Source organism: Halothiobacillus neapolitanus c2, from assembly GCF_000024765.1.
Classification (GTDB): Bacteria; Pseudomonadota; Gammaproteobacteria; order Halothiobacillales; family Halothiobacillaceae; genus Halothiobacillus; species Halothiobacillus neapolitanus.
Window position 1 is genome coordinate 1,469,513 of the sequence record NC_013422.1, and the last position, 22,420, is coordinate 1,491,932.

The 22,420-nt window shown below is 54.2% G+C and carries 25 protein-coding genes; 19 read left to right on the top strand and 6 right to left on the bottom strand.

Translation table 11 applies throughout. The features are described from left to right. The 4 genes from HNEAP_RS06810 to HNEAP_RS06825 all read left to right on the top strand — a co-directional run bounded on the left by HNEAP_RS06810 (window position 1) and on the right by HNEAP_RS06825 (window position 4,214). Entirely contained in the window at window positions 1–861 is an 861-nt protein-coding gene (locus tag HNEAP_RS06810; RefSeq protein ID WP_012824227.1) for an ABC transporter ATP-binding protein, read from the top strand. Next, window positions 861–1,865, top strand: coding sequence for an MlaD family protein (locus HNEAP_RS06815; RefSeq protein WP_012824228.1), 1,005 nt, complete (start codon window positions 861–863; stop codon window positions 1,863–1,865). The genes HNEAP_RS06810 and HNEAP_RS06815 overlap by 1 nt, the downstream gene beginning before the upstream one ends. Window positions 1,866–1,932: 67 nt before the next feature. Continuing rightward, window positions 1,933–2,547 carry an ABC-type transport auxiliary lipoprotein family protein gene (locus HNEAP_RS06820; RefSeq protein ID WP_272866937.1) on the top strand — a complete coding sequence of 205 codons (615 nt, stop codon included), beginning with the start codon at window positions 1,933–1,935 and terminating at the stop codon, window positions 2,545–2,547. A gap of 257 nt (window positions 2,548–2,804) precedes the next feature. Continuing rightward, entirely contained in the window at window positions 2,805–4,214 is a 1,410-nt protein-coding gene (locus tag HNEAP_RS06825) for a DEAD/DEAH box helicase (RefSeq protein WP_012824230.1), read from the top strand. Window positions 4,215–4,439: 225 nt separating this feature from the next. Here HNEAP_RS06825 and ppsA read toward each other — a convergent pair whose 3' ends face one another. Continuing rightward, window positions 4,440–6,839: a phosphoenolpyruvate synthase gene (ppsA, locus tag HNEAP_RS06830; RefSeq protein ID WP_012824231.1), complete on the bottom strand. Its 2,400-nt coding sequence runs from the start codon at window positions 6,837–6,839 to the stop codon at window positions 4,440–4,442. Window positions 6,840–7,162: 323 nt separating this feature from the next. On the opposite strand from ppsA, the gene minD reads away from it, so the two are divergent. From minD to HNEAP_RS06895, 13 genes are all read left to right on the top strand, one after another. Next, window positions 7,163–7,978, top strand: a complete 816-nt coding sequence (minD, locus tag HNEAP_RS06835; RefSeq protein ID WP_012824232.1) for a septum site-determining protein MinD — start codon at window positions 7,163–7,165, stop codon at window positions 7,976–7,978. Window positions 7,979–7,980: 2 nt separating this feature from the next. After that, a complete protein-coding gene (gene minE, locus HNEAP_RS06840) occupies window positions 7,981–8,247 on the top strand; it encodes a cell division topological specificity factor MinE (RefSeq protein ID WP_012824233.1) in 267 nt (88 codons plus the stop codon). Between the two features lie 145 nt (window positions 8,248–8,392). Then, complete coding sequence (locus tag HNEAP_RS06845) at window positions 8,393–8,941, top strand: YeeE/YedE family protein (protein WP_012824234.1); 549 nt, start codon at window positions 8,393–8,395, stop codon at window positions 8,939–8,941. 2 nt (window positions 8,942–8,943) lie between these two features. Continuing rightward, window positions 8,944–9,417, top strand: a complete 474-nt coding sequence (locus HNEAP_RS06850; protein ID WP_012824235.1) for a DUF6691 family protein — start codon at window positions 8,944–8,946, stop codon at window positions 9,415–9,417. Between the two features lie 3 nt (window positions 9,418–9,420). Then, entirely contained in the window at window positions 9,421–9,843 is a 423-nt protein-coding gene (locus tag HNEAP_RS06855) for an RNA-binding S4 domain-containing protein (RefSeq protein ID WP_012824236.1), read from the top strand. Window positions 9,844–10,004: 161 nt separating this feature from the next. Continuing rightward, window positions 10,005–10,484 carry a type II 3-dehydroquinate dehydratase gene (aroQ, locus tag HNEAP_RS06860; protein ID WP_012824237.1) on the top strand — a complete coding sequence of 160 codons (480 nt, stop codon included), beginning with the start codon at window positions 10,005–10,007 and terminating at the stop codon, window positions 10,482–10,484. A 43-nt stretch (window positions 10,485–10,527) separates the two neighbouring features. Further along, complete coding sequence (gene accB / locus HNEAP_RS06865; protein WP_012824238.1) at window positions 10,528–10,980, top strand: acetyl-CoA carboxylase biotin carboxyl carrier protein; 453 nt, start codon at window positions 10,528–10,530, stop codon at window positions 10,978–10,980. A 26-nt stretch (window positions 10,981–11,006) separates the two neighbouring features. After that, window positions 11,007–12,350: an acetyl-CoA carboxylase biotin carboxylase subunit gene (gene accC, locus HNEAP_RS06870; RefSeq protein ID WP_012824239.1), complete on the top strand. Its 1,344-nt coding sequence runs from the start codon at window positions 11,007–11,009 to the stop codon at window positions 12,348–12,350. Continuing rightward, a complete protein-coding gene (gene prmA / locus HNEAP_RS06875) occupies window positions 12,350–13,261 on the top strand; it encodes a 50S ribosomal protein L11 methyltransferase (RefSeq protein WP_012824240.1) in 912 nt (303 codons plus the stop codon). The genes accC and prmA overlap by 1 nt, the downstream gene beginning before the upstream one ends. A gap of 119 nt (window positions 13,262–13,380) precedes the next feature. Then, window positions 13,381–14,100: a cupin domain-containing protein gene (locus HNEAP_RS06880; protein WP_012824241.1), complete on the top strand. Its 720-nt coding sequence runs from the start codon at window positions 13,381–13,383 to the stop codon at window positions 14,098–14,100. A gap of 22 nt (window positions 14,101–14,122) precedes the next feature. Further along, window positions 14,123–14,731, top strand: a complete 609-nt coding sequence (locus HNEAP_RS06885; protein WP_012824242.1) for a nitroreductase family protein — start codon at window positions 14,123–14,125, stop codon at window positions 14,729–14,731. A 68-nt stretch (window positions 14,732–14,799) separates the two neighbouring features. Next, entirely contained in the window at window positions 14,800–15,804 is a 1,005-nt protein-coding gene (gene ahr / locus HNEAP_RS06890; protein ID WP_012824243.1) for an NADPH-dependent aldehyde reductase Ahr, read from the top strand. A 90-nt stretch (window positions 15,805–15,894) separates the two neighbouring features. Continuing rightward, the gene (locus tag HNEAP_RS06895; protein WP_155802518.1) at window positions 15,895–16,146 is read left to right on the top strand and encodes a hypothetical protein; all 252 of its coding nucleotides are present in this window, start codon (window positions 15,895–15,897) and stop codon (window positions 16,144–16,146) included. On the opposite strand, the gene HNEAP_RS06900 is transcribed toward HNEAP_RS06895, so the two are convergent. Continuing rightward, window positions 16,143–19,001 (bottom strand): valine--tRNA ligase, encoded by a 2,859-nt coding sequence (locus HNEAP_RS06900; protein ID WP_012824245.1) that lies wholly within the window; start codon window positions 18,999–19,001, stop codon window positions 16,143–16,145. The two genes, HNEAP_RS06895 and HNEAP_RS06900, sit on opposite strands and share 4 nt — an antisense overlap. Before the next feature lie 48 nt (window positions 19,002–19,049). Continuing rightward, entirely contained in the window at window positions 19,050–19,493 is a 444-nt protein-coding gene (locus HNEAP_RS06905) for a DNA polymerase III subunit chi (RefSeq protein ID WP_012824246.1), read from the bottom strand. A 133-nt stretch (window positions 19,494–19,626) separates the two neighbouring features. Here HNEAP_RS06905 and HNEAP_RS06910 point away from each other — a divergent pair, with 133 nt between their 5' ends. Together HNEAP_RS06910 and HNEAP_RS06915 are read left to right on the top strand one after the other, a co-directional pair. Beyond that, window positions 19,627–20,589 carry a lysylphosphatidylglycerol synthase transmembrane domain-containing protein gene (locus HNEAP_RS06910; protein WP_012824247.1) on the top strand — a complete coding sequence of 321 codons (963 nt, stop codon included), beginning with the start codon at window positions 19,627–19,629 and terminating at the stop codon, window positions 20,587–20,589. A 55-nt stretch (window positions 20,590–20,644) separates the two neighbouring features. Then, window positions 20,645–20,953 (top strand): antibiotic biosynthesis monooxygenase family protein, encoded by a 309-nt coding sequence (locus tag HNEAP_RS06915; protein ID WP_012824248.1) that lies wholly within the window; start codon window positions 20,645–20,647, stop codon window positions 20,951–20,953. A 96-nt stretch (window positions 20,954–21,049) separates the two neighbouring features. Here the strand turns inward: HNEAP_RS06915 and rplI are convergent, their stop codons facing one another. The 3 genes from rplI to rpsF are packed head-to-tail and all read right to left on the bottom strand — an operon-like array spanning window position 21,050 to window position 22,213. Further along, on the bottom strand, window positions 21,050–21,502 hold the full coding sequence (rplI, locus tag HNEAP_RS06920; protein ID WP_012824249.1) for a 50S ribosomal protein L9: 453 nt from the start codon (window positions 21,500–21,502) through the stop codon (window positions 21,050–21,052). Window positions 21,503–21,529: 27 nt separating this feature from the next. After that, on the bottom strand, window positions 21,530–21,754 hold the full coding sequence (gene rpsR, locus HNEAP_RS06925) for a 30S ribosomal protein S18 (RefSeq protein ID WP_012824250.1): 225 nt from the start codon (window positions 21,752–21,754) through the stop codon (window positions 21,530–21,532). 30 nt (window positions 21,755–21,784) lie between these two features. Next, window positions 21,785–22,213 (bottom strand): 30S ribosomal protein S6, encoded by a 429-nt coding sequence (gene rpsF / locus HNEAP_RS06930; RefSeq protein ID WP_012824251.1) that lies wholly within the window; start codon window positions 22,211–22,213, stop codon window positions 21,785–21,787. Window positions 22,214–22,420: the final 207 nt, after the last annotated feature.

Consider the following 22,420-nt stretch of genomic DNA (forward strand, 5'->3'; position numbering starts at 1 on the left):
ATGACAGCCCCTTCCCTAAAAAAAACCGATCTGCCACCCTCCAGAGATCTGGTTATCGATGCGGAAGGCATCATTAATCAGTTCGGCAGCAATCGCGTGCACGATAACCTCGATTTCAAGCTTGAACGCGGTAAAATTCTTGCCCTTGTGGGCGGTTCAGGCACCGGAAAAACGGTGCTTTTGCACACCTTGATCATGCTGCGACAGGCCAATGCCGGATCACTCAAACTCTTTGGTGTGGATATAAACTCGGCCAATGATGCCCTCCGTCAATCATTACGTGAGCGTATTGGCGTGTTGTTTCAGGGCGGTGCCTTGTTCACTTCGCTGACCGTGCTGGAAAACGTACTGCTTCCGATCAAGGAACACGGTCATTTTGATCCGCATTGGCTCAACGACCTGGGCATCAGCAAAATTCTTCTGGCCGGTTTGCCCGCCGAAAGTGCGCATAAATTGCCCATGGAGTTATCTGGCGGCATGGTGAAACGGGCCGCATTGGCGCGGGCATTAGCGCTTGATCCCGAGTTATTGGTGCTCGATGAGCCCACCTCGGGGCTCGATCCGATTGGTGCAGCTGCGTTCGATGATCTGGTGCGCACCTTAAGCGATTCACTGGGCCTGACCGTTTTGCAGGCCACGCACGATTTGGATTCCATTTGGCGCGGCGTCGATGAAGTTGCGTTCCTTGGTCGAAAAAAAGTATTGGCCGTGGGCACCGCTGCCGAACTGGCGGCACGCGATGAACCCGAACTACAGGCTTATTTTCGCGGCGCGCGATCACAAGCATTCTGGCTGGGTGCGCAGCAGGAAAAGCAGCATTCGCAGGCTGCATCACCCTCTTTTCCATCAGAGACAAGCTAATGGATTCTAAAATCAATTACACCGCTGTCGGCTTATTCGTTTTGCTGCTCATCTTTGGTTTAGCCGGCACTGTTTATTGGCTTGTAACGGGAGGGAAACAACAGGCATTTACCCCATATGTTATCTACGCCACCGACAGCGTGGCTGGCTTGACGGTCAACAGTCACGTACTTTATCGGGGTGTGGACGTAGGCCAGGTCAAGAGCATTCGCATTGATAGAAATAATCCGGGACGAATTCGGATATTGGTTGATATTGACGAAAATGTGCCCATTTTTTCAGACACCGTCGCGCAACTTAGGCCACAGGGTGTTACTGGACTGAGCGTTCTGAACTTGACCGGCGGCAAATCGAGCGTTTCATTGACGCAACGCAACAAACAGGGAGAATTGGTCATCCCCTACCAACCCTCTATCTTTTCCCGGCTCGAGGGCGGCCTGAGCGAAACCATGGTTAAATTTTCGCGCATCAGCAATCGGCTGGATATGCTCTTAAGTGAAAAGAACATCGCAACACTGGATAACACGCTGCAAAACATTAATACGTTATCCACCGTGCTCGCCGAACATAAAGACGATATTTCAGCTGCCATCATTGCCGGACGTACCACACTGCAAAACACAGCCGAAGCCAGTCAATCGGCCAATTCACTCATCAAACAATCCCAAAGACTGATCGCACGCTTCGACAAATCGATTCAAGGGCTCAAAAGCACGCTGACCGCAGCAAATGAGGCAGCCAATAAAGTGAGCGCTGCGAGCGAAAGCACACTGACCATGAGCAAAACCGGCAATGAAACGCTCACAAACTTCAACCAGCAAACGTTGCCCGTGCTCGATGGCCTGCTCACGCAACTGCAAGAGACCAGCAGGGCGCTGACGCAACTTGTCAACGAGATCAACGAAAATCCAAGTCAGATTTTGTACGGTACAGCACCTATTCCACCGGGGCCGGGTGAGAGCAAAACGCGCCCCAGGCTGATTCAAATCACCCCATCACCTTGATGCAGCGCTTCTGTAAGGATTTACCATGCGGCAGTTAAATTCGATAAAAACCATCGCCAGCTTAGCGATGTTAAGTATTTTTAGCGCAACCTTAGCTAGCTGCAGCCTGCCCATCAGGGCACCGGAGCAGCAGAATGTGTTTCGCTTTAACAGCCCAAACATTCAAACGCCTACCATCGATTCAACGAGTTCCGAAAGCGCCTTTCTAATCCAAATGCGAACACCCAGAGCCGCCGAAGGGTTTAACACCCAGTCGATGATGTACAGCCGCGATGCCCTCAACCTTGCGCCCTACCGAGACAGCCGTTGGTTGGCCACACCGGCACACATGCTCGGCGACGTGATTGAACAAACCTTGCTCAAACAGCCTTGGGTTGCGGGTGTCGTACCCAATTCGGCGAATGCACCTGTTGCCGCCAATCTCAGTTGCCGGTTGATCCGCCTTGAGCACGACATCGATGGCTCAACGGGCAAAGCGCACCTTGTAATGAGCTGCCTTTGGACAACGCCAGCCAATCATGAGGTTCAAGGCCATTTGCGCTTTGATCAAACTCAAGCCATTACGCGCAACGATGCCACCGGATTTGCCACAGCCAGCCAACAGCTGGTCAATCAGGCCGTTACACAAATCATCAATCAAACCCGCGCGGTCATTGTCAAAAGCACCAAAGCCAATAGTTGAACGCCAAGTTACAAGTGGGCTCCTCGAAATATCATGATTCTTCGTTCCCGCGAAAGCTGGAACGAAGAAAAATCAAGGCGCTGGATTCCCGCCTACGCGGGAATCACGAGTTTTTCGAGCTTCCCAAGTGGTAGGAATTGCCTGGTACTCGGCTCAATCTTAATCCTGTAACGCTTCGCAATCAGTTAGAATGATCGGCTTTGCTGGATTCAACCCGCTTCACGCCGCATTTTTTACCCACATTCTTTGGAAACACCATGTCATTTGCTGAACTGGGCCTGATGCCCGAGTTACTGACCGCGCTCGACGCCGTCGGCTATACAAGTCCTACCCCCATCCAACGTGAAGCGATCCCGATCGTCTTGTCCGGGCGGGATCTTCTGGCCGCAGCCCAAACCGGCACCGGGAAAACCGCCGGCTTCACCTTGCCATTGTTGCAACGACTCGCCACCACGCCTGTCTTGCACCCGGCACCCAAACACCGCATTCGTGCACTCGTGCTGACACCTACGCGCGAACTGGCTTCGCAGGTAGAAGAAAGCGTCAAGCAGTATGGCCAAAAGTTAAAATTGACCTCGATGGTGATTTTCGGCGGCGTGAACATCAACCCACAGCGTGATCGTCTGCAACGCAAACTCGACATCCTCGTCGCCACGCCAGGGCGCCTGCTCGATCACGTCGGCCAAGGCAACGTGGACTTGGGCGGCGTGGAAATTCTGGTGCTGGATGAAGCCGACCGCATGCTCGACATGGGATTTATCCGCGACATCAAGCGGGTGCTCGCCCTGTTGCCCAAGCAACGGCAAAACCTGCTCTTCTCGGCCACCTTTGCGCCTGAAATAAAAACCTTCGCCCAGAATTTGCTCGACAACCCGGCCAAGGTCGAAGTTGCGCCACAGGTCACCACCGCCGAGCGCGTTGAGCAACGGATTTATCCCGTTGACCGGGATGCTAAAAAAGCCCTGTTACAACAGCTCATCGTCGATGGCAACTGGAATCAAGTGCTGGTCTTCACCCGCACCAAACACGGCGCGAACCGTCTGGCCGAACAGCTCGACAAGGACGGTATCCCCGCCATGGCGATTCACAGTAACAAGAGCCAGTCTGCCCGTGAGAAAGCGCTCGGTGCATTCAAGGCCGGCAAACTGCGCGTCCTGGTCGCAACCGACATTGCAGCCCGTGGCATCGATATCGACGCCCTGCCTCATGTCGTCAACTATGAATTGCCGAACGTCCCCGAAGACTACGTGCATCGTATCGGTCGGACCGGTCGCGCCGGTGCGGGCGGCGAAGCCGTTTCCTTGGTGTGTGTGGACGAGCATAAACTGCTGGCCGATATCGAGCGCACTATTCGCCAGAAACTCGAACGCGTTATTGTGCCCGGCTTCGAACCGGACCCGAATGCCAGGCCCGAGCCATTGCGCAAACCACAGGCAGCGCGCCAACCCCGCCGCGACTTTCCACCACGCAGCGCTCAAGGCCATGGTGGACAAGGTCACAACGCCCAGGCACCTCGGTCAGCCGGCTCCCAGCGGGATGGTCAACCGCGTTCAGCCGGTAGCGCCGCAGCGGGCAATCGCCCCCAAAGAGATGGCGGCAGAGATACGGGCAACCGCTCACGTCCTGCGGGTTCCGGTCAGCGCCGTCGGCCTTCTGGCAACGTGTAACATTGCTACCATTTTGGTACCAAATGATCTGATTCGGGTTCTAACCCGATTTACCGGCTAACTGTGGGTTGCAAAACAATCCTGCACAAGAGAGTCAGGGTCAACCAAGGTCAGTTTGATAAGCAAGCTCCCGTCACTGAATCATTAGTCGCAAGTATTGAGCAATACTGAATACAGACTGCAGGCCGTTTTTTTTGACCTGCATCTTTGTCCAAATCAATCTTATCAGCCGCGCTTTTCTTTCATCTTCGCTTCGATTTCAAGCACTTTGCGCGTAGTGTTAACAACCGTATCGGGATTCAAGCTCATGGACTCAATCCCAATCTCGACCAGAAATGCGGCCATCTCGGGATAGTCGGACGGCGCCTGACCACACAGGCCGGAATGGATGCCGTTGCGCGCGCAGCCTTCTACCGCAAGCCGGATCATCTCCTTCACGCCGTCGTCACGCTCGTCATAATCGAATGCGACCATCTCGCTATCCCGATCCACGCCCAGCGTCAATTGCGTCAAATCATTTGTGCCAATCGAGAAACCGTCAAACCGCTTCGCGAATTGATCGATCAGGATCACATTATTCGGGATTTCACACATGGCATAGATTTGCAGACCGTTCTCGCCCCGTTTGAGCCCGAATTCCGCCATTTTTGCCAGCACGTCGTCGGCTTCTTTCACGCGACGAACAAAGGGCAGCATGAGAATCACATTGGTTAGCCCCATCACTTCACGCACACGCTTCATGGCGAGACATTCAAGACGGAAACCTTCCTCGTAGGCCGGATGGGCATAGCGGGCAGCACCACGGAAACCAATCATCGGATTGGCCTCGTCCGGCTCGAAATCCGAACCGCCCAGCAAGGTGGCATATTCATTCGATTTAAAATCGGACATACGCACCACAACGGGCTTCGGCCAGAAAGCGGCCGCAATCGTCCCCACACCCTCGGAAAGACGCTCGATGAAGTAGGCTTCGCCATTGGCATAACCGCTCGTCAGACGAGCAATCGCCGCGCGATCTGCCGCAGAAGACACTTTCTCAGGATGCAACAAGGCCAGTGGGTGCGCCTTGATGGACTCGTTGATGATGAACTCCATCCGGGCCAGCCCCACGCCATCGTTCGGCAGGAATGAGGTTTTGAATGCAAGGTCAGGGTTACCGAGATTGATCATGATCTGGGTGGTCGGACGAGCGATATCACCCACTTCCGTCGTATCGACATGGAACGGCACAGCGCCCTTGTAAATCCGGCCGTTGTCGCCTTCCGCGCAGGAAACGGTGATCGTCGCTCCATCGGGAATCTTGGTCGTCGCTTCGCCCGCACCGACCACCGCGGGAATACCCAACTCACGCGCGATAATTGCCGCATGGCACGTACGCCCGCCGCGGTTGGTCACGACCGCCGCAGCCGTCTTCATGACAGGCTCCCAATCCGGCGTGGTCGTATCGGCGACCAGAATCTCACCGGGTTTAAATTCGCTCAGGTGGGCGGCATCCTGAATGATTCGCGCCGGGCCGCTGGCAATTCGCTCACCCACGGAACGCCCAGTGATGATGACCTCCCCCTGACCGTCGAGCTCATAGCTTTCCAGAAGATTGACCCGACGTTGGGATGCCACCGTCTCCGGACGTGCCTGCACGATGTACATCTTCCCGTCCAGGCCATCCTTTGCCCACTCCATGTCCATGGGGTGGCCGTAATGCGCCTCGATTGCTATGGCGTATTCGGCCAGTTCCAGCACGTCGGCATCACCGATACAGAACCGTTCGCGATCTTCGGTCGGTGTGGGAATATTACGCGTTGTGTTCCGTGTATCGCCTTCCATGTAGACCATCATGATGGCCTTGCCGCCCATATTGCGTCGCAATACCGCCCGATGACCCGCAGCGAATGTTGGCTTATGAACGTAGAACTCGTCGGGGTCGACCGCACCCTGCACGATATTCTCGCCAAGACCATAACTGCCGGTAATGAATACGGCATCGCGGAAGCCCGATTCGGTATCGAGCGAGAACATCACGCCCGATGCCGAAAGATCCGAACGCACCATTTTCATGACACCGATGGAAAGGCCGATCTTGAAATGATCGAAGCCCTGATCGACTCGATAATGAATCGCACGATCCGTGAACAGACTGGCAAAATCCCGCCGACAGGCGTCCAACAGGCTTTGATCGCCTCGCACATTAAGAAATGTATCCTGCTGGCCGGCAAAGCTCGCCGTTGGAAGATCCTCCGCGGTGGCCGAACTGCGCACCGCAAGCCCAACATCTTCGCCATATTCTTCCTGCAGTTTGCGATAGGCTGCGATGATTTCTTTTGCCAAGTCATCCGGCAAACCCGCACCGTAGACAATTTCCCGCGCTCGCTTGCCACGCCGCGCCAAATCACTCACATCCTCGGGGTCAAGCGTATCAAGCGCCTCGTGCAGCGCAGGCCAGGCATTGGCCGAATCCAGCATGTAGTGGTAGGCCTCGGCAGTAATGGCAAAACCATTGGGGATGCGTACACCGGCGGGTGATAGCTTGCGGTACATCTCGCCCAGAGACGCATTCTTGCCACCGACCAGCGGCACATCGTCGATCCCCAATTCGTCAAAGAACCGGATGTATTTGAATTTATTCATGAAATGACAACTCCTGTTATGAGTAACCCTAGAACTTTACCGTGGGGATGAACCTTACTTTTTAATGGTCACGAGGGTGGAAACGAGGCATGAACCGCCTCTGTAGGATCTTCAATTGATAGCCGAAATCCATACAAAATAAAAGTAAATAAAACGGTTTGGGAAAACAATAATCCAACCTGACAATCCCAAACACACCCAGACCACTATACCGCTCCAGCAAACCTTATGAATCAATCCTGATTTATGGCAGAATCAGCGGAGTTCCGGTTGTTCTTTATTTTCGCGACGCCTCGGTTAGAGGTGTGGGCAGGAGTTGATTAGTGGCAAAAATTATCGTTGTAACTTCAGGGAAAGGCGGCGTTGGTAAAACAACGACAAGCGCAGCGATTTCCAGCGGCTTGGCTTTGGCCGGTAAGAAAACGGTCGTCATCGATTTTGATGTGGGTCTACGAAACCTTGACCTCATCATGGGGGTTGAGCGGCGCGTGGTCTATGACCTCGTAAACGTCATCCAGAAAGAGGCCGGTTTGAGCCAAGCGCTCATCAAACACAAGGAAGTCGACAATCTTTATGTCCTCCCCGCCTCACAAACCAAAGACAAAGATGCACTGACCGAAGAAGGCGTCAAACAAGTTTTTGATGATTTGAAGGCCGACGGCTTCGATTACATCATCTGCGACTCCCCTGCTGGCATTGAACGCGGCGCACAACTGGCCATGTACTACGCCGATGAAGCAATCGTGGTTTCCAACCCCGAAGTTTCTTCTGTTCGAGACTCTGACCGCATGCTCGGCATTCTGGCCAGCAAGTCCCAACGGGCCAAAAACGGCGAAACCCCCATTCGTGAACATTTGCTGATTACCCGCTACTCACCCAACCGCGTGGAGGCGGGTGAAATGCTTTCCATCGAAGACATGCTCGAAATTCTGGCTGTGCCGCTGCTGGGCGTCATTCCCGAATCACCCGCGGTGCTTCAGGCTTCCAACTCCGGTCGTCCGGTCATTCTCGATCAGACAGCAGATGCCGGACAAGCCTATCAGGACGCGGTCGCTCGGCTTCTTGGTGAAGATCGGCCCATGCGGTTCGTTGAAGCGGAGAAAAAATCCTTCTTCAACCGTTTGTTTGGACGGGGGTAATCATGGGTATTCTTGATTTATTCCGTGCGCGCCCCAAGCCGACGGCTCATCTGGCTAAAGAACGGCTCCAGATCCTGATCGCACATGAACGCAGCCAAGGGCAGAATACCGACCCTGATTATCTGCCCAAGCTTAAAAACGATCTCCTGGATGTCATTCGCAAATATGTGGCCGTACAAGATGACGCCGTTCAGGTTCAAATCGAACATCACGAAGGTGTCGATACGTTGGAACTCAACATTGTCCTGCCCGACCGCAAGGAAGAATAAGCCAGACGCCTGCGCATTTGTTTTATTTATACTAGATAAAACCAATAGAGCAACTCAATAGGCCAATGAAAATGTTTAGCGCGCGGGCATGAGCACCGCACGTTAAAGTTAAGTCATATGTTCAATCAGCCCTGAGGGTGCAATCATGACTTTATCCAACTTTTCCTGGCTAACCGATTCCCCAATATTTTCAACTACCTTATGGCCCGCATGGGTCGCAGGTGGCGCCATCGGCATACTTGCCTTTGCGCAACGCTGGATGACCGACCAACCCTTGGGCTGCTCGGCTGCTTTCGGTAACGCGTGTGCCCGCATGGGTAGCCGGCTGCCTTTGTTTCAAGGCCCCGCACACAGCACCGTCACCGACTGGAAACTCTGGTTCCTGGTCGGCATTTTTCTCGGCGGTCTTCTCGCGAGCCTCTCGACCGGTTCATGGGCCGAACCGTCGCATTTTGGCTCGTTGTACACGGCATTGATGCCTCATTCCGACGCAGGCCGCGTGCTGTGGTGGCTGTTCGGTGGCGTGTTGATTGGCATGGGTTCACGCTTGGCCGGGGGCTGCACCTCAGGTCACACCATTAATGGCGTAGCGATGGGGTCACCTGCGAGCATTGTCGCCTCGATATTTTTTTTCGCAGCGGCTGTCGGCACGGCACAAATCGCCCAACACCTTCTGAACGCAATCGGAGGTTGATCATGAACAATTCAAGCCCATTGATCCGCAACGGTAGCTTCCTGCTCTTTGGCGTAGTGTTCGGTTTTTTACTGAGCCGCGCCGGCGCAACCGATCCCGCGCTCATTTCAAGCTTACTGCTGTTTGAAAACCTGCATTTATTATGGGTCATCGCCACGGCTGTCGGCGTTGGCGCCATACTCAATTTACTCGCTAAACAGTTGAAATGGCGAAGCTTGGCAAGTGGCGAGCCGATTAGCTTTCCGCACAAACCCTTCGTGCGTGCACTCATTCCCGGTGCCCTTCTGTTCGGTGTGGGTTGGGGCCTGACTGGAGTCTGCCCTGGAACCGCACCCGCCATGCTCGGCGAGGGTCAGTGGTTTGTCGGCGTGGTGCTCATCGGCATCGTGCTGGGCACCTGGCTGGTCGGTTTTATCCATCACATCCAGATCAAGAGGCAGCTACAATCACGGGATATGACCACCGCGAACAGATAATGCATGGCCAATTCCTCAACAAACAAGACACAACAAACGGAGCTCAAGGAGCAGCGCGTCGATACCTGGTTATGGGCGGCGCGTTTCTTCAAAACACGCTCCCTTGCCTCTACGGCAATCGAAGGCGGCAAGGTGGCAATCAACGGTCAGCCATGTAAAAAATCCGGCAAGGCAGTCCGAATTGGCGACGAACTGTCCATCGAACGTGGTGAGACTAAGTGGATTGTTACGGTTACGGGGCTATCCAAACAACGCGGATCGGCCACAGTGGCCCAAACCCTGTATTCCGAATCGCCAGAACATCTGGCCGAACGCCTGAAGAAAGCCGAACAAAACCGCCAAAACCACTTGATGAACCCGAGCCGCGTCAAACCGGATCAACACACCCGCATCCTGCTTCGCGCCCTGCGCGGCAAGCCTGTGTAAAGCACAATTCCCTCGATCATGCAGCGATATGCCGGAATTACGCCCTAAAATGCCGTGGTCAACCGGCTGTTTAGTGGACAATCCAACGGCCACACGGCACAATGCCGACAACTTAAATTTCACGAAATGAAAGACACTCCCGCGACAAGGAACTGCGACGCATGGCAACCATTCTGCTGCTGAACGGCCCGAATCTGAACCGCCTAGGCACACGCGAGCCCGATCGCTATGGCAAGACGACATTGGACGATATCGTTCAGCGTCTGGATCACCTCTGCCGTCATACGTCATCGACACTTGAACATCTTCAAACGAATGCCGAGCATGAAATGATCGAGCGGATACATGCCGCTGCCGATTCTGGCGTGGAGGGCATCGTCATTAACCCCGCAGCCTGGACACATACCAGCATAGCGCTTCGTGATGCCCTGCTCTCAACCGCCATCCCCTTCGTCGAAATCCACATTACCAACATTCATGCCCGCGAAACGTTCCGCCAGCATTCGTATTTTTCGGATATCGCTGTCGGGTCGATCGTTGGTGTGGGCGCCGTCGGCTACGAACTCGCGTTATTCGCATTACTGAATCATCTTGGCATCCCACGCGGCAAGCTGTGGACGCCCCCTTTGCCACACGCCTAATTCCCAAGGAATTCAGGCCAAAATCATTCGGAGAAGTCCATCCATGGATATTCGCAAAATTAAAAAACTGATCGAACTGCTTGAGGAATCGGGCATCGCCGAAATTGAAATTCGCGAAGGCGAAGAATCCGTTCGTATTTCTCGTGGTCAAATTGCCCAAGCCGCGCCAGTTCAATACACCGTACCCAGCGTCAGTTCGCCAACTGTCGCTTCTGCTCCGGCACCCGATTCCCAACAGACAGCCGCGCCTGCTCAGGCAGCAGGAACACCGATCAAATCACCCATGGTCGGTACGTTCTATCGTTCCGCTTCACCTACGGCAAAACCATTTGTCGAAGTTGGCAGCAGCGTCAAGTCTGGCGACACGCTGTGCGTCGTTGAAGCCATGAAAATGTTCAACCAAATTGAGGCAGAAACCAGCGGCACAATCACCGCGATTCTGGTCGAGAATGGTCAGCCGGTCGAATACGATCAGCCATTGTTCATCATCGAATAAGCCATCCCGTTTTCAGAGGTTTTGCCATGTTGAACAAAGTATTAATCGCGAATCGCGGTGAAATTGCACTGCGAATTCTGCGCGCTTGTCGCGAACTCGACATCCAGACCGTGGCTGTTCACTCTACTGCCGACCGGGATCTCAAACACGTCCGACTCGCAGATGAATCAGTCTGCATCGGTGGTCCACGGTCAAACGAAAGCTATCTGAACATCCCGGCCATCATCGCTGCGGCAGAAGTGACCGATTCGGTCGCCATTCATCCCGGTTATGGATTTTTATCCGAAAATGCCGATTTTGCCGAGCGCGTGGAACAATCGGGATTTATTTTCATCGGTCCAACCCCAGAAAACATTCGCATGATGGGCGACAAGGTCACCGCCAAAGAGACCATGCGCGCAGCAAATGTGCCCTGCGTGCCCGGTTCAGATGGCGCGCTGGGCGATGATCCGGATGAGAACCTGCGTTTGGGGCGTGAAGTCGGCTATCCGGTCATCATCAAGGCGGCCGGTGGTGGTGGCGGGCGCGGTATGCGCGTGGTGCATACCGAGGCGGCTCTGCTGCATGCCATCGAAATGACGCGTAGCGAAGCACAAGCGGCGTTTAACAACCCGCAGGTGTACATGGAAAAATTCCTTGAGCACCCACGCCACGTTGAAATCCAGATACTTGCGGACACCCATGGCAATGCGATCTATCTGGGTGAGCGCGATTGTTCCATGCAGCGCCGCCATCAGAAAATTATCGAAGAAGCGCCCGCCCCCGGCGTCACGCCTGAGCAACGTGCCGAAATTGGCGCCGTGTGCGTGGCTGCCTGTCAGCGCATGGGCTACCGCGGTGCCGGCACGTTCGAGTTTCTTTATGAGAACGGCAACTTCTATTTCATCGAGATGAACACCCGTTTGCAGGTGGAGCACACCATCACCGAGATGATCACCGGCATTGACCTGGTAAGACAGCAATTACGTATTGCATCGGGCCTGCCACTTGAGATCACTCAGGATCAGGTTCGCCTGACCGGTCACTCTATTGAATGCCGCATCAATGCCGAAGATCCAAACACCTTCTTGCCCAGCCCCGGGAAAATCACCAACCTGCATTTTGCGGGCGGTAACGGCGTTCGCATCGATTCGCATATCTACAATGGCTACAGCGTTCCGCCTTACTACGACTCTATGATCGGCAAGCTCATCACCCATGCCGACACACGAGAGCAGGCAATTCGTCGCATGGCCGGCGCACTCGACGAAATGATGATTGATGGCATCAAGACAAATATCCCGCTGCATCGAGAAATGATGGCCGATCAAGCCTTTATCGAAGGCGGTACAGATATTCATTACCTGCAAAAGAAACTGGGGCTGAACTGATGGCCGAGTCGTCTGCAATCAATCCGGCTTGGCAAAGACTAAGCCTGGATGTACCGCAATCCGATGTTGAAGCCTGCGAGGACGCCCTGCTTGAAGCGGGCGCAGTCTCCGTTTCACTGGAAGAAATCGGTGATGAGCAGATTTTCGAACCAAAACCTGGGGAAACGCCCCTTTGGCAGCGTGTTCGCGTAGCTGGGCTTTTCGAAGGTCATATCAGCCCGGCGAACATCATGGGGCAACTGCATGGCTCGCTGCGGCCATCCCTTTTGGGTGATTTCGATCACGAATTCATCGAGGAAACCGACTGGGTTCGGCAAACCCAAGCAGATTTCGCCCCCAATCATTACGGCGATGGTCTGTGGGTTACGCCTCATTGGAGCGATGCACCCACCGAAGCCAAAACCGTCGTGCGGATTGATCCCGGGATGGCCTTTGGCACGGGCCAACATGAAACCACCTCCCTATGTTTGGATTGGCTTGATGCGCAATCACTCAATGGTCTGCGCGTCCTCGATGTGGGTTGCGGTTCGGGAATCCTCGCGCTGGCTGCCTTGATGAAAGGCGCCTCGGTTGCCTATGGCACCGATATTGACCCACAGGCACTCAAGGCCAGCCGGGACAATGCGGCACTGAATGACATTCCGGAGGATCGTTTTTGGCTCGGTCTGCCGGAAGAATTGGCCGCAGAGGAAAAATTCGATGTCTTAATCGCCAATATCCTAGCCCAACCACTGATCGAACTCGCACCGACGTTAGCACCTCATCTCAAAAAGGGCGGTCGCTTCGCGCTGTCAGGCATTCTTAATACACAAGCTGAGGCAGTGGCTGCGCAATGGATGGCTCAAGGCTTGACGATTGATGGCATTGCGTCACAAGGTGACTGGTCACGCGTGAGTGGTCAGCGAGAATAAAAACGCCTTCCAAGGAATTGGTTGATCCGGGCGGTAATTTAACCAAAAAGTTTTGATTAATAGTCTACTATCAGTTTTTGATAGCAACTAAATTTGAACTTAGGTTTTGGTTACTGCCCATGCTTGAACACCCGTTACGCCCCCTTCATTCCGATCTCACGCATCGCGCGGTTGTTGATACCGCATCTCTTCCGTGGGTTGATTCTCCCGAGGCGACAGTAAAACGCAAATTGATTGAACGCATGGGCGGCGATGGCACACGAGCCACCAGCCTTGTGAAATTCGCAGCGGGTGCGCGTTTTCCAAGCCACGACCATCACGGGGGTGAAGAGTTTATCGTCCTAGAAGGCGCTTTTTGTGATGAACGGGGCTGCTTTCCCAAGGGTAGTTATGTGTTGAATCCCCCGGGTTCCAGTCACGCGCCGTACGCACCGGATGGCTGTGTTATTTTCGTCAAATTGCATCATCTGCCACCCGAATCAAAAGCACCCATTTCAATCGATACGCTCAACACGCCGTGGTTACCCGGCCTGGTCGAAGGGCTTGAAGTCATGCCACTTTCAGACATCGCGGGGCAACACACAGCCCTCGTGCGGTGGCAACCCGATACCTATTTCAAACCTCATCATCATTTTGGTGGAGAAGAGATATTTGTCCTCGAAGGTGAATTTTGCGACGAAACCGGTGCCTACCCCGCAGGTTCCTGGATACGCAGCCCGCATTGGAGCAAACACACGCCCTTTACCCGCAGTGGCTGCACTATTTTTGTTAAAACAGGTCATCTTCCCATTCCGGATTCTTGGTACGCCAATCAAAAATCTGTCCCCAGCTTCTCTTGAACCATAACCACGGAGCATTCACATGCATATTTTCGATGCTATTCGCAGCCGTCGCGCCGTAAAGTATTTTGATCCTGAATTCAAATTATCCGCCGAAAAGCAAACCGAACTGCTTGATTTGGCCATGCAATCGCCCACGGCGTTCAATTTGCAACACTGGCGGTTTGTGGTTGTCGATGATCCGAAAATACGTCAGCAAATTCGTGCCGTGGCTTGGGATCAGGCCCAAGTGACCGATGCGTCGATGCTTGTGATTTTATGTGCCGACGTCAACAGTTGGGAAAAAAATGCCGCGCGGGTGTGGGCCGGAGCGCCGGATGCCGTGCGCGAAATGATGGTGCCCGCCATCGATGCCTACTATCGGGATAAACCGCAGGTTCAGCGCGACGAGATCATGCGTAGCTGCGGCATTGCGGGGCAAACCCTAATGCTGGCTGCCCGCGCCATGGATTTGGATAGCTGCCCCATGGATGGCTTTGATTTCGATGCCGTTGCCAAAATCATTCAATTACCCGCCGATCATGAGATTGCCTTCATGCTCGCGATTGGTAAAAAAACACGCGATGTCTGGCCAAAACCAGGCCAACTCGATCAAACCGAGGTTGTGATTCGCAACCAATTTGGCGCCTGAGCGCCCCATCATCTCAGCGAATTGTTGCGTCCTTTTGGGCGCACACATTAATCAACAGGAGATAAACCATGATCAAAGCCTATGCCGCTCACCAAGCCGGTGGTGAACTCAAGCCGTTCGAGTACGATCCAGGTGAATTAGCTGCCGATCAGGTAGAAATTAACGTCGAGCATTGTGGTATCTGCCACAGTGATCTAAGCATGATCGATAATGAGTGGGGGTTTTCCAACTACCCCCTGGTACCTGGGCACGAGGTTGTCGGCACCGTCGGTGCAGTCGGATCAGCAGTGCATCATCTCAAGGTAGGCCAACGCGTAGGCTTAGGCTGGCAATCGGGCTATTGCATGACTTGTGGTACCTGTTTGGATGGCGATCACAATCTTTGCGCGCAGGCTGAATCCACCATCGTTGGCCGTCATGGTGGTTTTGCCGATAAAGTCCGTGCACAAGCCGTCAGCGTGATTCCTCTGCCCGAAGGACTGGACCCCGCGAAAGCCGGCCCGCTGTTCTGCGGCGGTATTACCGTTTTTAATCCCATGGTTCAGTTTGGCCTTTCTCCCACCGCGCGGGTCGGGGTGATTGGTATCGGCGGCCTTGGCCACATGGCGCTGCAATTTTTAAACGCCTGGGGCTGTGAGGTGACTGCGTTTACCTCCAATGAAGCCAAACGCGCGGAAGCACTGGAACTGGGCGCGCATCACACGTTAGATTCACGCGATGACGATGCGCTGGCGAATGCCGCTGGCCGTTTTGATTATCTGATTTCAACGGTGAATGTCAGTTTGAATTGGAATGCCTACCTTGGCACGCTCAAACCCAAAGGGCGATTGCACGTGGTTGGCGCGGCCTTGGAGCCGTTACAAATCCCCGCATTTAGCTTGATCATGGCGCAACGATCGGTTTCAGGCTCCCCAGTCGGCAGCCCTGCCACGCTTGCGAAAATGCTCGAATTTGCGGCCCGGCACCATATCGAACCCATCACGGAGCATTATAAATTTTCGCAGATCAATGAAGCCATCGCACATCTGCGCAGTGGCAAAGCACGTTATCGCATAGTGCTCAGTCACGATTAATTGTTCATCCGTTTGAACACGAAAAAGCCCCAATAATGGGGCTTTTTTAGTATTAGCTGTCCGATCCCGGACGACTCAATGCTTTTCTAATTGGCTCCATTGCTATCGTCCGATGAGGACGTGACCGCATGGACGCCTGCCGAGGCCGCATCTGCGCCGATACGCACAGCGGAACCGGTCACGCTAACGGCAGTAGACACTGTCGTGCCCACCACGGATGCAGTTGTGGACACGACGGCGCAGCTAGCAAGCCCCGAGGCGATCAGCAGCAAAAAGCCGCAGAGACAGAGCTTGCATGATGGTGTGCTCATTGCCCTGCCCTCGCTGTTTACGTCGGATTAACCGCTGATCTGGCTGATACGCGCGCGTTGACCGGACAAATCATGGAGTTGCGTCTGAAAGCTGGTTTCCCGCTCGCGTTCTTGCTGCACCACGGCGGGCGGGGCTTTGTCGGCGAATTTCGGATTGGCGAGTTTCGCTTTGGCTTTTTCCAGCTCCTTGGTTAGCCGCTCGATTTCTCTATCGAGTCGCGCAAGTTCTGCCTGCTTGTCGATCAAACCAGCCAGCGGGATGTGGATTTGCAACTCACCTACCAGTGCCATGGCCGCTTCGGGCACGGCCTCTTGGGCGGTCAATGCGGTAACACTTCCAATCCGACCGACAGAATTCAGCAGCGCACTAAACCGCTCGAATCGTGCGATCTCTTCAACGGTGGCATGCGTTATCAGCACGTCGAGCGACTTGCTGGGCGCAATGTCCATTTCGGCACGAATACGGCGCACACCCAAAATGACCTGTTTCAGCCATTCGACCGACTCGATAGCCTGCGTATTGATCTTGCTTTCGTCAAATGCGGGATAAGGGCGGCCAAGGATGCTATCGGTTGATTGCACATCAACCAATGCCATCGGCGCCAAGCGCTGCCAGATGGTTTCGGTGATGAACGGGATAATCGGATGCAGCAAACGTAAAAGCGCTTCGAGCACACGCACCAAGGTGCGGCGGGTGCCGCGCTGCGCGGCTTCATCGTCTGCCTTGAGCGCTGGTTTGGTGAACTCAAGATACCAGTCGCAGTATTCGTTCCAGGTGAATTCATACAGCGTCTGGGCTGCCAGATCGAAGCGATAGTCGGCAAAATGCTTGGCAACTTCCGCCTCGACCTGTTGCAGACGGCCGATAATCCACTCGTCCGCATCGCTCAAGGTCACCGGTGCATCGGTGAGGCCCGTGTCTTGATCTTCGCATTGCATCATCACAAAACGGCTGGCATTCCACAGTTTGTTGCAGAAATTTCGATAACCTTCGATGCGCCCCAAATCGAAGCGAATATCGCGCCCTGTGGTTGCCAGCGCAGCAAAGGTAAAACGCATGGCATCGGTACCAAAAGCGGGAATGCCATCGGCAAACTCCTTGCGCGTGTCTTTTTCGATCTTCGCTGCCATTTTGGGCTGCATCAGGCCAGCCGTGCGCTTGGCAACCAGCGATTCGAGATCAATGCCATCGATCAGGTCAATCGGGTCGAGCACGTTACCCTTGGATTTGGACATTTTCTGCCCTTGCGCGTCTCGAATCAGGCCATGCACATACACCTCACGAAACGGCACATCGCCCATGAAGTACTTGCCCATCATCACCATCCGCGCGACCCAGAAAAAGATGATGTCAAAGCCGGTGACCAGCACACTAGTAGGGTAAAAATACGCCAGTTCCTGTGTGTTCTGCGGCCAGCCCAAGGTGGAAAACGGCCAGAGTGCAGATGAGAACCAGGTATCGAGTACGTCATTTTCCTGCGTTAAAACCACTGTGTTTTCCAGATCGTATTTCGCCCGAACTTCGGCTTCGTCTCGCCCGACATACACCCTGCCCGACGCGTCATACCACGCAGGAATCCGGTGCCCCCACCAGATCTGGCGGCTGATGCACCAGTCCTGAATATTCTCAAGCCATTGATAATAGGTGTTCGACCAGTTTTCCGGCACGAACTTGATATCGCCGCCGCGCACGGCCTCAAGCGCTGGGCGCGTAATGGCGGCCAGCCCACCGGGACGGCCATCGTCCTGAGTTTCGCGGGTCAAATCGACGAACCATTGGTCGGTCAGCATCGGCTCGATCACCGCGCCACTGCGGTCGCCGCGCGGCACCATGAGCTTGTGATCGTCGATCTTTTCCAATAAATCGAGTTCTTTGAAATCATGGATGATGCGATCACGGGCTTCATAGCGATCCAGACCTGCGTAGTGAGCAGGCAAGGCGCCCTCCTCTTCACCGCCGATAATTTCCGGCAGTTCGCGAATCCGCGCATCGATGGTCAACACGTTGATTTTGGGCAGGTTGTGTCGTTGTCCGACGGCATAATCGTTGAAATCATGCGCAGGCGTGATTTTCACGCAGCCCGAGCCGAAGGCCGGATCGACATAATCATCACCGATGATCGGAATCTCTCGCCCCACCAGCGGCAAGGTAATAGTTTTGCCAATCAGATGTTTATACCGCTCATCTTCCGGATGAACGGCCACGGCGGTATCGCCCAGCATGGTTTCTGGCCGCGTAGTGGCGACGATCAAATGACCACCGCCATCGGTGAGCGGATAACGCAGATGCCACAGGTGGCCGGTTTCTTCTTCGCTGATGACTTCAAGATCGGATACGGCGGTATGCAAGACCGGGTCCCAGTTCACCAGCCGTTTACCGCGATAAATCAGCCCATCTTCAAACAAGCGCACAAAAACTTCGCGCACCGCATCGGACAAACCATCATCCATGGTGAAGCGCTCGCGTGACCAGTCGCAGGATGCGCCCAGGCGTTTCATCTGTTCAGTGATAAACCCGCCCGATTCGCTTTTCCATTGCCAGACGCGCTCGGTGAATGCCTCGCGGCCCAGATCATGCCGCGTTTTGCCCTCGGCCTCGAGCTGACGCTCCACCACCATTTGCGTGGCAATGCCCGCATGGTCCGTGCCGGGTTGCCAGAGCGTACGTTCGCCCTGCATCCTGTGGACACGGGTGAGCATGTCCATCAAGGTATCCTGAAAGGCATGACCCATGTGCAAGCGGCCGGTCACATTCGGCGGCGGCAGCATGATGCAATAATTCGGTGCATCGGCGGGCAGACTGGCATCGGGAGAGAAGTAGCCTCCCGCTTGCCAGCGCGCATAACAAGGGGCTTCGATCTCGGCAGGATTGTAGGTTTTTTCCATTTATATCATCAACTTAAATTATATACTTAATCTTAGGGCGCACTGTGTTCAAAGTTCGTCTCGCTGCACTTGGGTAATCTGCCGATGAACCGGTTTAACACCGGCGGCTTGATAATCTCGCCAGCGTGCGCGGGCGGCCTCTCGGTTGGCAGGATTGGCATCCACAAGCTCATCCAGTTGAATTCGATCGGCAACGCGCTCGATTGGTTTGCCGGAAAGATTGATCACGTAGTCAAAACCACCGGCCGCCACATCCACACCCAGGAAAATCGGCGCGTGAGCAATGTCTTCAGGGTCGGCCGTGTGCGGCACAAACGCATCGGGTTTGTATCCCCATAGATAATCATCAAAACTTTCCACATGCGCGAGATTGGCACAGACCACATAGACCATGTGCTCAGCCTGGGCAGCCTGGGCGCACAGCTCCGCTGCATGAAACCAAAAGGCTTCGGTGTCGGGATCATCAATCAAATGGAAAATCACGGCACTCATTCAACCGGCTCTCCCCTAAACAATATTCCGGAACAATTTTTTGGAGCAACATTCGCAACCAACGCCGCGCACATATGACGGACGGATAGTGAGCGCGTATTATGCCTAATCCAGCCCTCTCTCGCAGCGCCACATGACATCATCTGCACATTCATCTATCGCCCCCCGACTAAAAATGCTGCTCATGTGGATTTTGGCGCTCTCTGCACTGACCGGAGTGATCGTCTGGATCGGGCCGGATAAACTACTGGCACCCTGGCGACTGATCTCTATACCCGCACTCAGCCTGGCTTTGATACTGATGGTACTGAGCTACGCGCTACGCGCTTTGCGCATTCAAAGATACTTCATTAACGAATTACGCGGGCAATTCTGGCCCACGCTGAAACTATCCACATGGCACATCCTACTGAATAACTTTCTACCCATGAGAACGGGTGAAATCAGCTTCCCTGTGCTGATGCAGCGCTATTTCACATTGCCCGCCGCACGCACCGTACCGGTACTGCTCTGGTTTCGACTACTTGATCTTCAGGCAATCGTTCTGATCGGTTTACTGGCAGCGATAGGGGGCATGGGATTACCGGATGCGTGGGTGATCCTCGTGATCATCCTCCTGCCAGCGCCGTTATTGGTGTACCTCGCCCGTCGGCGTGTACGGCAGATTATTGCGGCCCGCCCGGACGGTAAATGGCGAAGTCGCCTGCTCAGCAGTGTGGATAGTCTTCCCCATTCCGTCGCTCATTTTCTGGCCGCACTCGGTTGGACATGGGCAAACTGGCTGATCAAGCTCGTCACACTGGCGTGGGTGTTGGCACACCTCGCTCCGCTTGGACTGGCGGCCGCGCTTGCGGGGGCCATTGGCGGTGATCTGACCACTGTATTGCCCATCCACGCGCCCGGCGGGTTCGGTACCTTTGAAGCGGGCGTCATGGTTGCTCTTCAGCCTTTTGGCCTGGATGCGGCGAACTCATTAACGGCAGCACTCAACCTTCACCTGTTCGTACTTGGCTCATCCATGCTCGCCGCCCTGATCGTTCTGCTCATCAAAGCGCCCAATCAGATCAAGACGGAAAGGGAACCGGGGCAGCAGTAATGACTCTACCTTTAGATTAAATTCAGTCAACATCAACAATCGAGGAGCGAATCCGATGTATGTAGTGGCCAACCGAGTACCTGTTGCTGCCGAATGGCACGATGCCTTTGAAGAGCGCTTTCGTGCGCGCGCCGGACAGGTCGATCTCCAACCCGGCTTTGTACGCATGGAAATCCTGCGTCCCGATAGCGAAGACGGTGTCTACATCGTTTTGACGCACTGGCAGGATAAAGCAGCTTTCGAGAACTGGGTTGGTAGCGATGATTTCAAGATTGCGCACCAGAACCCCTTACCGAAGGAAGCGTTTACCGGTCCGGGTAAGCTCGAACGTCATACAGCCATCATTGTCAGTGAAAAGAGTTGAGAAATCACTCGACTCAATAGATGACCCGATGTGTCCTCGAAACAAAAAACCCCGCGGAAGACGCGGGGTTTTTTACGAGTGAAGCGGGACGATCGCTTATTCTTCGCCGACTACAACCACTTTAATGATTGCATTGACATCGGTGTGCAGATGCACAGGCACTTCAAATTCACCCACAGAGCGTAAAGCACCTGTAGACAAGCGCACTTGACGCTTTTCGATGGACACGCCGTAAGCAGAAGAAACAGCTTGTGCAATTTCAACCGTTCCGACAGAACCAAACAGTTTGCCTTCCGCGCCTGCTTTCACAGCAATGGTGACCATTGCCTCAGCCAGTTTCTCGGCTTGTGCCACGGCAGCGGCCAATTCAGCGGCAGCTTGGCTTTCGAGTTCAGCACGACGGGCTTCAAACTCGGCCATATTGGTTTTGGTTGCGGCCTTCGCTTTACCGTAAGGAATAAGGAAGTTACGCGCATAACCGGCACGCACATTGACGATATCGCCCAAGGTGCCGAGGTTTTCGACTTTATTCAACAAAATAACTTGCATGATGTGTTCCTATACAGGTCGAACCGATCAGTGACGATCAGTGTAGGGCAGCAACGCGAGGAAGCGTGCACGCTTGATCGCTGTCTGGAGTTGACGCTGATAACGTGCGGCCGTACCGGTGACGCGCGCAGGCACAATCTTGCCGGTTTCGGTGAGGTATTGTTTCAAGGTATCGAGATCTTTGTAATCGATCTGTTTGACATTTTCGGCGGTGAATCGGCAAAAACGCTTACGACGGAAAAAACGTGACATGGTGTAATCCCCTAAACTGGTAAAGCTGGCTTATTCGCTTGCTTCGACTTGTTCTTCTTGTTCGGCTTGATCGTCGTCATCGCGATCAAAACGGCCTGAATCCTGCTCGTCATCACGGCGACGTGGACGGCGTTCGTTATCACGCTCACGCATGATGATGGACGGCTCGGTTTCGGCCTCTTCCATACGGCTGGTCAGGTGACGCAGCACGGCATCGTTGAAACGGAACGCTTCTTCGAGTTCGGCTACCGCGGCTTGTGACGCCTCAACGTTCATCATCACATAGTGTGCTTTGACGAGCTTGTTGATGGGGTATGCCAGTTGACGGCGGCCCCAGTCTTCCAGACGGTGAACGGTGCCGCCGGATGTTTCGATGATGCCGCGATAACGCTCGATCATGGCAGGGACTTGTTCGCTTTGATCCGGGTGGACCATGAACACGATTTCATAGTGACGCATAGTGAACTCCTGTGGATGGATAAAAAAGCAGCCTGCCGTATGCGTAACGGTCAGGCAGGAGAAACGAGGCGCGGATTATACGGGGTTTCTTGACCCATAACAATGCTCGCAACCTAAACGGCTTTATTCGGGGGCAATGCGCCAGAATCGATCAAGGATTTTCTCGGGGGAAACTTGCCTGCACCTGAAGTGAAATGCTTTGAACGC

Excerpts from the sequence above, each read along its gene's own strand:
- HNEAP_RS06810 (WP_012824227.1), top strand. The coding sequence starts at position 1 with ATGACAGCCCCTTCCCTAAAAAAAACCGATCTGCCACCCTCCAGAGAT.
- HNEAP_RS06815 (WP_012824228.1), top strand. The coding sequence starts at position 861 with ATGGATTCTAAAATCAATTACACCGCTGTCGGCTTATTCGTTTTGCTG.
- HNEAP_RS06820 (WP_272866937.1), top strand. The coding sequence starts at position 1,933 with ATGTTAAGTATTTTTAGCGCAACCTTAGCTAGCTGCAGCCTGCCCATC.
- HNEAP_RS06825 (WP_012824230.1), top strand. The coding sequence starts at position 2,805 with ATGTCATTTGCTGAACTGGGCCTGATGCCCGAGTTACTGACCGCGCTC.
- ppsA (WP_012824231.1), bottom strand. The coding sequence starts at position 6,839 with ATGAATAAATTCAAATACATCCGGTTCTTTGACGAATTGGGGATCGAC.
- minE (WP_012824233.1), top strand. The coding sequence starts at position 7,981 with ATGGGTATTCTTGATTTATTCCGTGCGCGCCCCAAGCCGACGGCTCAT.
- HNEAP_RS06845 (WP_012824234.1), top strand. The coding sequence starts at position 8,393 with ATGACTTTATCCAACTTTTCCTGGCTAACCGATTCCCCAATATTTTCA.
- HNEAP_RS06850 (WP_012824235.1), top strand. The coding sequence starts at position 8,944 with ATGAACAATTCAAGCCCATTGATCCGCAACGGTAGCTTCCTGCTCTTT.
- HNEAP_RS06855 (WP_012824236.1), top strand. The coding sequence starts at position 9,421 with ATGGCCAATTCCTCAACAAACAAGACACAACAAACGGAGCTCAAGGAG.
- aroQ (WP_012824237.1), top strand. The coding sequence starts at position 10,005 with ATGGCAACCATTCTGCTGCTGAACGGCCCGAATCTGAACCGCCTAGGC.
- accB (WP_012824238.1), top strand. The coding sequence starts at position 10,528 with ATGGATATTCGCAAAATTAAAAAACTGATCGAACTGCTTGAGGAATCG.
- accC (WP_012824239.1), top strand. The coding sequence starts at position 11,007 with ATGTTGAACAAAGTATTAATCGCGAATCGCGGTGAAATTGCACTGCGA.
- prmA (WP_012824240.1), top strand. The coding sequence starts at position 12,350 with ATGGCCGAGTCGTCTGCAATCAATCCGGCTTGGCAAAGACTAAGCCTG.
- HNEAP_RS06880 (WP_012824241.1), top strand. The coding sequence starts at position 13,381 with ATGCTTGAACACCCGTTACGCCCCCTTCATTCCGATCTCACGCATCGC.
- HNEAP_RS06885 (WP_012824242.1), top strand. The coding sequence starts at position 14,123 with ATGCATATTTTCGATGCTATTCGCAGCCGTCGCGCCGTAAAGTATTTT.
- ahr (WP_012824243.1), top strand. The coding sequence starts at position 14,800 with ATGATCAAAGCCTATGCCGCTCACCAAGCCGGTGGTGAACTCAAGCCG.
- HNEAP_RS06900 (WP_012824245.1), bottom strand. The coding sequence starts at position 19,001 with ATGGAAAAAACCTACAATCCTGCCGAGATCGAAGCCCCTTGTTATGCG.
- HNEAP_RS06905 (WP_012824246.1), bottom strand. The coding sequence starts at position 19,493 with ATGAGTGCCGTGATTTTCCATTTGATTGATGATCCCGACACCGAAGCC.
- HNEAP_RS06910 (WP_012824247.1), top strand. The coding sequence starts at position 19,627 with ATGACATCATCTGCACATTCATCTATCGCCCCCCGACTAAAAATGCTG.
- HNEAP_RS06915 (WP_012824248.1), top strand. The coding sequence starts at position 20,645 with ATGTATGTAGTGGCCAACCGAGTACCTGTTGCTGCCGAATGGCACGAT.
- rplI (WP_012824249.1), bottom strand. The coding sequence starts at position 21,502 with ATGCAAGTTATTTTGTTGAATAAAGTCGAAAACCTCGGCACCTTGGGC.
- rpsR (WP_012824250.1), bottom strand. The coding sequence starts at position 21,754 with ATGTCACGTTTTTTCCGTCGTAAGCGTTTTTGCCGATTCACCGCCGAA.
- rpsF (WP_012824251.1), bottom strand. The coding sequence starts at position 22,213 with ATGCGTCACTATGAAATCGTGTTCATGGTCCACCCGGATCAAAGCGAA.